We start from the raw sequence: 8,519 nt of genomic DNA, 5'->3' as shown, positions 1-8,519 counted from the left end.
CCTCGGCTTCCCGCGGCCGCTCGTGGACCGGGTGGCGAAACGCCTCGCGGATTGCACCTTTCAGGCTCGACCCTTCTACTTTCGGGTAGCCCGTAGCGCGTTCGCGCTGGATGGGAAGGTCGACAATACCCAGCTCGGCACCGGTGCCAGCGTGCATGGGGGTGCGAACGTGAAGGTATACGGGGTGTGCAGTGCTAAACATAAAGCGTGTAGGGATAGAGAGAAAGGTAAGGGGTTACGTTCGTGTAGGATAGGTCCTACTTCGATTTTGCAGCGAGTCGTCTTCGCTTCGCCCGGTGCGTGACGTCAGCACGGTCGTCTGGTCCAAAAGAGGTTTGAATGTACTTCTCGGCAGCATCGTGGTCTTGAAACACCTTGTAAATATAGAGATCGTCGTCTTCTGAGAAGTAATAGATTCGGTTTTGGTTATTGCCGTCGTCAAAGACGTAGTGGTCGCCTTTTTTCTCCAGCTTTGTGTTGCTTCGCATCACGTCTACCTTTTTAGCAAGGATGTCGCGAATGTTGGGAAGCTGCTGAATTTGAGACTCCACGTCATCAGAGGCATAGTAAAACACCCAATCCGTCTGATACCGTCGCCATAGAATCTCTCCGACGGGTGACAGAAAGGCGACCTCGTCGTCGGCATGGATCATGCCAGGTGCATTGCGGCAGAACGCGGCATGCTGTTTTTTGAAATCAGGCCAGTCTGCGACCCCTTCGGCAAGTGCTGCAATCGGGGCTTCGTGTTTTTCCACCAGATCCATATCTCCGACAATCGGGGCTTCTGGAATCTCAATGATTGCATCTGAGTCTGCAAACTTGTAGTAGGTGGTTACGTCGTACAATTGAGCCATCAGCGAAACGTACGGTATCGTCGCCTTATAGCCGCCGGTGATATTCACGCGCGTATGATCCGGTGAATTGCCTCGAATGAGATTGTCAAGCCGATCGACCAGTGCATGGAGCCCTTCACGTCGAAAGGCATCGCGGTCGCGCACCTGCAACCCCTGGATAACATCGAGCGAGGGGTTGAAGTGAATCTGGTCGACTCCTTCAATGTCAGCATGTTCGGCGATCAGCTCGGCCACGAGTCGTGATTTGATCGTGTCGCTTGCCAGCAGGTAGACATGAATGCGGTCGTCAAGCTCACGGGCGATGGACTGTAGGCTTTCGATTTCAGCGGAGGCGTCAGGCGTTTGCTGGATCCATTCAGCGAAGCGGCGGCTGTTGCGGATCTGGTCGATATATCTGGATCGATCATCCCAACGTGTAGCGGGTTCATTATCCAGCATCTGAAATCGAGAAGCAAGTTGTCCTCCAGCAGATGTAGCGGTATAGTTTGTTAGTAGCGATGTACCTACGGGGGTAATGATGTGCTTCATTGAATGATGCGCTGAGTAGGTGTGCAGAATGGGGATGATTGTTCGTGCGGTTTATTGTGCAGGGTCACCCTGCTTTCGGTGGTGGAGCTACTCCGACATAGCAGATCCCGAATCCGTCTCGTGTACGGTAATCACTAATGCTTTGGCCATGCACCTGCTGAACCAGATCATCAACAGATCCATCTGTGAGCTTAAAGTAGTACACGCTGCCGCTGGGTACGGCCTTGCGCATTGGCTTCGGGCGGCGCTTTTTCATGTTCCAGCCGCCAATGAAAGACGGCTTGCCAACCGCTGCACTGTATAGCTTGAGCCTACATCCTCCCAGATGGGCCTCGTGCGTATCCGGATCAACCCAGGAGGGAAGCCAACCCTGTTGAAAAAGTGCAGGTGTAGCTAGATAGAGCCTCAAGCATTCTGTTTCTTCAATGGAAGATACAGGTACTTTGGGCAGCGGCCAGGACGAGTCAACCGTCTCGTAGTATGCGGCTTTGTGTTCGCCTCCCAACTTCAGAAGTCCACTTTTGTCGAGCTTAAGCCCATCTACCTTCACAGCAAATGCGATGTCTTGCTTTAGCCGCCGAAATCCGACGCGGTAAAGATGGCCTTCTTGAGCGCCGCCGGTATCACGGTTGCGCATAATGCCTATTTTGGGTTCGGACTGAACCAGATCGTGCTGTTTAGTCACCCAAAAAGAGGCTTTCTGGACTTTCGCAGACGATAGATAGTGCTCTAAATCAAGCGACTCCAGGTAAGCATCTCCCGGGCTTTCCACGGTAGCAGGATGCGTGAGAGGGGCTTCCAGTGTTGAAGAGTCTACAAACCGCGGAGACGATTTCACGGGGCGTGCAAGCACCATCTCGCTCTCCTTTTCTGCGTCTTTCCGGTGGACAAGATCACGAGGCACGGGGAAGTAGGTCATGCCTGTGTCGGAGTTGCGCAGTCCCATGCCGGTGATGCGAGTTTCAGCGGTGGGGTCGTTTTCCGTAGCGGCATGACGGAGCTCGTCAGGATGTTCGGTGAAGTAACGTGTACGCAGTGCCCCGCGTAACACGGCAGGTGGAGGTGGAAACAGTCCATCAGCCTGCGTTTCCTCACCCATCGTGAATGCTTTTCCGTCACGGAAGAAAACAGTATCAAGCGGCGTGATTGAGAGATGCATGGGATGTTGTTTCTTTATTGAGGAATAGGAGGATATCGAGAGCAGCCAAGAAGTTGCCGAGATCGCCACGATCGTTTGTATAGATGCGAGTTAGCTGATCTGCTGTCTCGGTTGTCCAGTCTGGTGTAGCATTCGCCTTTCGGAGAATGAGACGCTTCAGCTCAGCCCTCAGAAACTCATCGGACTGTGGAAAATCGTCTAAGGTACCCTGGCCATCAGCAAGCGGGTACAATTCTTTCCGGAGGGTCCGCATGAATGTAGGACTGATGTCGTGTGCCTGCAGATCGGCAACGAGATCCCGTAGAACCATCAGGGTGCCCCCGGCGGCGTTGTCGTGCGACTGAAAAGGAAGTACAGTCTGGTTTCGTTCACCGGATCGTTTAAGGACAGCCAGTGCGACGGCATCTTTGAGACCGTCGCCGTACTTCTTAGCATGTTCTTTTTCCATTGTGTAGGCCGTGTCGAGCACCATGCTGAGCGGGGCTTTATAGTGGGCGATAGCAACTCCAGCGGATGCCGTTGCACCAGGGCCCAGCGTTGTGAAGAGTCGTGTCTCGTCCTCTACAAACCCGCTGGGAGACTGGGAGAGGTCTACCGTTCCATCTGGGGTACGATGCCCGGAAAAGGCCGCACGCAGTTCAATAAGCACATCCAGCACGGTATCCAGGCTAACGAAGGCAAGAACATCGTCGCCTCCAGCATAGACCAGGAATCCATCGTAGTCTTCAACGATGGGGCGCACCGCATGTAAGGCGTATTGCGCCATTGCCTGACTAATCGTAGCGTGTAGCGCCGGAGTGAGTGGCCTTCTGGCTTTAGAGCCGTTACTTGTGGAAACTCTAACACTACTTTCGATCGCATGCTTCACGTCCTCATCAAGCGAGTCCCACACATCGCTGTGGTAGATTTTATCAATCGATGGGGCTCCGTTCTCACCAGCAAGCCAGTTGCCGATACTGTCGCCATCAAGAGCGATAATAGCGTAGTACGATGACTGCGCGCCGAGAGCGGCTTCTGAAAGCGTGTCATTATGAATGCGTCGAAGCGCATCGGCCTTTGCTTCGAGTTCGGCCCTGTCATGTTCAGCATCCTTTTCGGGATAGACATACGAAGCGAGATAGTTGACCGTGAGGTTTTCCTCATAGAGCAACTGTCCATCGAAGCGCTTTCCGCCAATTTCGTTTTTCATAGCTGTCTCGCAGCGCTGCACAGATGCGGCGTCGGCGCGGCGCATGGGCTGGGTGGCAACATCGGCTGTAGCATCGAACTGTTTGCTACGGCTTGAGCCAATAGCCCGGTCGGCAAAGCGTTTTGTGAAGCCTACTCCGGAGAGCCCTTCCCCGTCGCGCAGATCCACAGGACTTACATAGTCGCTCAGATCAACGGCATGCTTGTTATGCCTGATTTGGGCGGGGTGCCCTCGGTAAAAGAGCACATTGCGTTCACCGGAGAGGCTGCCCTTGCGGCCACGCTCTCCATCTCCCCCTCCAAGCTGCGCGAAAGGTCGGGTGGTCTTTTGGGCCCCCAGGCGTTTCTCGGTCAGCGTGTACAGCAGATCGTAAACGTGCCCGAGTGAAGCCTTTCGGTCTGTTTGTTTCAACATCGGGCTGTTCAAGCGCGCTCTCACCGTTTCAACCAGGTCGGGAGTGACATACGAGGACAGATCATCGACAAGACCGTCCGGAGTGATCGGTGCAGCTTCTTTTTGTAGGCGAAAGCCGGCCCAGTAGGTAGATATCGCACCGCTAAGGTGATTGTTAAATGAGGCAGGCGGGGCAATGCGATTGAAAGGCGGTTTGGAAAAGATCGCCTCCCCGATGCTCATCCAGGCCTGCTGCACATCGTCTTCCAGCTTCTCCATGAAGCTGCGAAGTGCCTCATCTGATTCCGCTTCGATGACGGCAAAGAAACGGTTGGGGAGTGTCGGCAGGTCGCGGTAGGCCGCTTGGCTGTTGCGCACGTTCAATCCGAGTTCGTTCTCCATCCAGTGGTCGACAAGCGGTTGACCGTGCAAGTCAGGAAAGATAACGGCATCCGGTCCAAATGTGGAAACGACGCGCTGCAGAGGAATCCAGCACAAGTACGACAGCAGATAGCTGCTCCAATACAAGTCTTTGGTCTTGCGGGCCTGCTTGATGAAGCGTTGTACTGGACCAATCGTAAAAAGCACAAATGACGAATCTGTCGTAAAGCCTCCTTCTGAATAGGACACACCGGAGAAAGCAGACGTCATGCGCAGGTGTTGCGCCAGGCTATGGTCGGGAAAGACTGGGTTGGCTGGAAGCACGTCCCACAGCGCAGCCCAATGTTCTGGACTGTGTGCACGGAGCGTAGGGATCAAGTTGCGCCAAAGAGATAGAAATGTGTGCTGGCCGGGTACCTCACTCGCATCTATCGGGGGAAGATTAAGGTTGTCGAACGCAGCGTTGACAGCGCGTTCGACCTCGTCGAGGTCAGCGGGCCGACGTTCTGCATCCCACGGAAGCTGTTCTCCAGAAAACGGGTGTCGGATTTCCGGGTTTTTGAGCAGAGATACGCTGGGGACGTCGTCAGGGACCAATGCGTCTGCATTTGCAGAGGCGATGGCCTGAGCTTCAGGCGAGAACCCAGATGTGTCTAGCCGAAGCCGTTTCTGCAAGGCGGTAGCCCGCTCCTTCAATGCGTTGAAATCATAGTCTTCTCGAAAAGGAGCGTCAACAGGATAACTGAGAAAAGATGAGAGTTTGCGCTGAAACAGGTTAGGAACTGGCATAAGCGAGAAGGAAGATTGGTCAATAACAGCGTAGAGATTGCATGTCACGAAAGCATGTACATCTGCAGATTAAATTTGCTCATCAATGACAGCTGATCGAAACTCGTGACGGCTGTCTCCGTGACGCAGCTTATTTCTCGTAGACTGAGGAAGATGAAGCGATGTGACGATCCCCCATACATCTGTGCTGTCGCCGTGAGTCGTTACATATTCTGGAGAGGCAAACCGTGGGTCTGGCGCTCCCGTGTATTGAGAATTGTAGTCATGTGTGGCCTGGCTGATCTCTCTCAAAAGAGTTTGGACATCGTCTCCATAAAAGACATCATCGGTACGTTCAGCGCGCTTAATCCAAGGGTACGGAGGTTTTTCTGAACCCGTGTAGTGTATCGCGTAGTCCTTATATACATATACAAAGTTGGGATTCAGGACTTTCAAGGAGGGAAGTACCGAATCCTCTAAACCAGCATGAGTGTCGTAGCGCGTTCCGTTGATTCGCCGAATACGCATAGCTCCAAATCCACGCCGCGAACGAAAGCCAACTCCACCCAGCGCGAGAGCAACGATCATCGTATGTTTTAGCTCATCTAACGAAATCGGGCAGTGCGGTAAGCGGTGTAGCACAATTGAAAACTGTTGTCCAGGGTCAAATGCGCTCAGGCGAAACCCACGATGAGGCACGGGTTGGTGGTTGCTGTAGCTCAATGATCCCCGCTTCTCCAAACGAATGGTGACTGTTGAACGCCGTCCCTCATCTCCAGCAGCACTCCCAAAGATACGCCCCTCTTGCTCGTGTAGCTCGTTCACGGGCAGCACCTTGGCGGCCCGCCACCAGTACCGGAGCAGCCCCTTGAACGAGGGCGGACGAAGTTCGGGTGTTTCGCCGTCAGCCCCGCGCAAAAACATTGGACTAATGGTTTCAACGGCGAATCGAAGCGTAGACATATAACGGAAGGGCTCGTGTAGATACATATGATAAGAACAGCACTCGTTTTTTCATGCATACACAGCACGAAGACGTTGTGCAGCAGAGGAGGCGCGAATGTGAGGAGGGCGCCATCAGAGGCACGGACGTTAAGCAAGTGCTTTTCTATTGTACTGACTTCTGCATCAAATATCAAGAATATATGAGGGGGGATGCCTGCCAAGAGAGGGGCGATTGCGGCGCCCTCTGCTCTGGACGCGCGTGTCAAGGCTATCAGCAATATGAATTTTGCATTGGCTCGTTGGCGCGCTCCTTCCCCCGCCTCATTAGCACATCGCGGAAGCCGCCAACTCTATAATCATCAGTGAGGTCAAGGCACCAGGAGCTCCCGATGTAGCGGCGCCATGGGTGCCCCGGCGGGCGAAAGGGCTCCGGATATCTCTTGCACTCTGATAGCGACTCATGACGCTCTGGTCGCATCCTTCGCATCCTAAAAGCTTTTGCCAGACGCCCCGCTTCACGCGGCTGCCGTCCGAAACCGCCGCTTGGCGACGGTGCCAACCGCATGGGTGGTCCAGCTATCCCAGGCGCCGCACACAACGCCGCCCACCAGGGGAATCCATTTGTGCAGGTTGATGGCGCCCGTGGTGCCAAACTTGGTGATGAGCCGGGTGCCCACCTGCTGGTTGATGCGCGTGAGCACCGAGCCCGGGAGCTGCTTCAGGGCCGATTTGGCAATCCGTTGCCCCGCCCGAATCCCCGCCTGCTTGAACAGGTCCGCACTTTTGCTGCCCGTCAGACACACAAAGCACATCGTGCGCACGGCGTCGTGCTGGGGGTTGTGTCCGTACAGGTGGGCGATCGTGGCCACAGCGCGCAACTGAATGAGTAGCGCGCTGGCCATCCCGGCAGGCAATGCCACCGGCAGCGTGATAAGGCCCCCGCATCCACTCAAGAAGCCCGTCGTCCCCGCCTTCAGGTCCTGGTTGCGTAGAAACGCCTTCACGTCACCATCCGTGGAGTCGGTGTAGCCATTGTAATCAGCGCTGAGCTGCGGCACGCTACGTACCGGGCCTTTGCCGGAAAGGGCGAGGTCGTAGGCTGTATGCAGGGCCTTGGTCATTTTGCTTGCGTCCGCCATGGCGAAATAGGGAGATCTTTTTCAGAAAAACCGAATCCATGAGCGTCCGGCATGGGTGCGCCGTTGCGCTGCTGGAGAGACTGATAGGCGCATACGGGAGATGAGATGCTACTACGTAGATTCAACGTATATCACCGAATTTCGTCGGCTCGCGTTGAATTCAGTGCTGGGGCGCACATACGTTCGCAGAGGGGACCGGAAGGGCGGAGTGGTCCTGTTCGAATAAAGATCCCGGCTCGGGGCCCGGGATGACCTGAGGTGGGGGTTCGACCTGAGGTGGGGGGCGTCTTGCCCGGAACGCCTTGGCGCGGAGCCATCCATAGCCGGGGATCGCTTGCATCCCCGGCGGTACCGTGGGCCACACATGTTGCGTTCCCTTTAGCATCAAGTCCCCCCGGCCTCCGATCCGGGGGCTTTCTACAACGGTCGGCATGACTGGCAAAGGGAAGCGCTTATCTGCTTCAAGAAGCGCGCCCGTGCTCCATCATGCTCACTGCTTCCGGTCGGATTCGGACCGTTCCTGCACCAACCGCTCTCCTTCAACACAACAAAACCGGCGGACATGTGCCTGTTTGTACATTGCTTAGCGCAGGGGTTTTCGGGGGAAAGGGCAAGCCTTTTTCGTGAAGGGGCTGTGAATAGTATGAAGCAAGTGTGGAGCGGGGGTCGTGGGCGGACGTGCCGCTTCCCCTCCTACCGGCTTCAGCCGGAAAGGAGGGGTGCCCGAAGGGCGGGGTGGTCCTGTTCGAATAAAGATCCCGGGTCGGGGCCCGGGATGACTTGAGGTCGGGGCCCGGGATGACTTGAAATGGAGGTTCGACTTGTACGTGGAGGGGCTTGCCTGGGATGAGGTGGGGTGCGGGTTCGACTTGAGGTGGGGGCTCAAGATGACTTGAGGTGATGGTTCGACGCCCGGCTCCTACGTCGCCGTCTGCTCACCATGACAGTCCTGGGAAGAAGGCTCAGTAGCCGGAGATCGCTTGCATTCCCGGCGGTACTAAATGCCATCCGCGACCGCCGTTTTACCCTGCTGGTAGGTATCCGTAAACACTCTGGTAGCATCAGGGGATGCGGACGTGGAGCTCTTCGAAGAGGCCTGGCTGCTGTTTGTTGAGCCCACGCCCAGACGCAGGTAGAGGACCTTGCCCGAGGTGGTGCGGCGG

The 8,519-nt window shown here is 55.5% G+C and carries 6 protein-coding genes; all 6 read right to left on the bottom strand.

The features are described from left to right. Positions 1-202: RAMP superfamily CRISPR-associated protein (locus tag PPP56_RS07020; protein WP_353563327.1), on the bottom strand; the 202-nt coding region annotated here is incomplete at its 3' end. 55 nt (positions 203-257) lie between these two features. Next, the gene (locus PPP56_RS07015) at positions 258-1,292 is read right to left on the bottom strand and encodes a hypothetical protein (protein ID WP_353563326.1); all 1,035 of its coding nucleotides are present in this window, start codon (positions 1,290-1,292) and stop codon (positions 258-260) included. A gap of 154 nt (positions 1,293-1,446) precedes the next feature. Beyond that, positions 1,447-2,541: a type III-B CRISPR module-associated protein Cmr3 gene (gene cmr3, locus PPP56_RS07010; protein ID WP_353563325.1), complete on the bottom strand. Its 1,095-nt coding sequence runs from the start codon at positions 2,539-2,541 to the stop codon at positions 1,447-1,449. Then, positions 2,516-5,293: a type III-B CRISPR-associated protein Cas10/Cmr2 gene (gene cas10, locus PPP56_RS07005; RefSeq protein ID WP_353563324.1), complete on the bottom strand. Its 2,778-nt coding sequence runs from the start codon at positions 5,291-5,293 to the stop codon at positions 2,516-2,518. The genes cmr3 and cas10 overlap by 26 nt, the downstream gene beginning before the upstream one ends. Positions 5,294-5,362: 69 nt before the next feature. Next, complete coding sequence (gene cmr1 / locus PPP56_RS07000; protein WP_353563323.1) at positions 5,363-6,235, bottom strand: type III-B CRISPR module RAMP protein Cmr1; 873 nt, start codon at positions 6,233-6,235, stop codon at positions 5,363-5,365. Positions 6,236-6,732: 497 nt separating this feature from the next. After that, positions 6,733-7,356, bottom strand: coding sequence for an EcsC family protein (locus tag PPP56_RS06995; protein WP_353563322.1), 624 nt, complete (start codon positions 7,354-7,356; stop codon positions 6,733-6,735). Positions 7,357-8,519: the final 1,163 nt, after the last annotated feature.

The organism is Longimonas sp., from assembly GCF_040409695.1.
In the GTDB taxonomy this organism is placed as follows: Bacteria; Bacteroidota; Rhodothermia; order Rhodothermales; family Salinibacteraceae; genus Longimonas.
Note: the sequence above shows the minus strand (reverse complement) of the source record. Positions and strands in the feature narration are given on the sequence as shown.

What these genes read in the sequence shown, in the direction of transcription:
- cmr3 (WP_353563325.1), bottom strand. Translation starts at nt 2,541, where the DNA reads ATGCATCTCTCAATCACGCCGCTTGATACTGTTTTCTTCCGTGACGGA.
- cmr1 (WP_353563323.1), bottom strand. Translation starts at nt 6,235, where the DNA reads ATGTCTACGCTTCGATTCGCCGTTGAAACCATTAGTCCAATGTTTTTG.
- PPP56_RS07015 (WP_353563326.1), bottom strand. Translation starts at nt 1,292, where the DNA reads ATGCTGGATAATGAACCCGCTACACGTTGGGATGATCGATCCAGATAT.
- cas10 (WP_353563324.1), bottom strand. Translation starts at nt 5,293, where the DNA reads ATGCCAGTTCCTAACCTGTTTCAGCGCAAACTCTCATCTTTTCTCAGT.
- PPP56_RS06995 (WP_353563322.1), bottom strand. Translation starts at nt 7,356, where the DNA reads ATGGCGGACGCAAGCAAAATGACCAAGGCCCTGCATACAGCCTACGAC.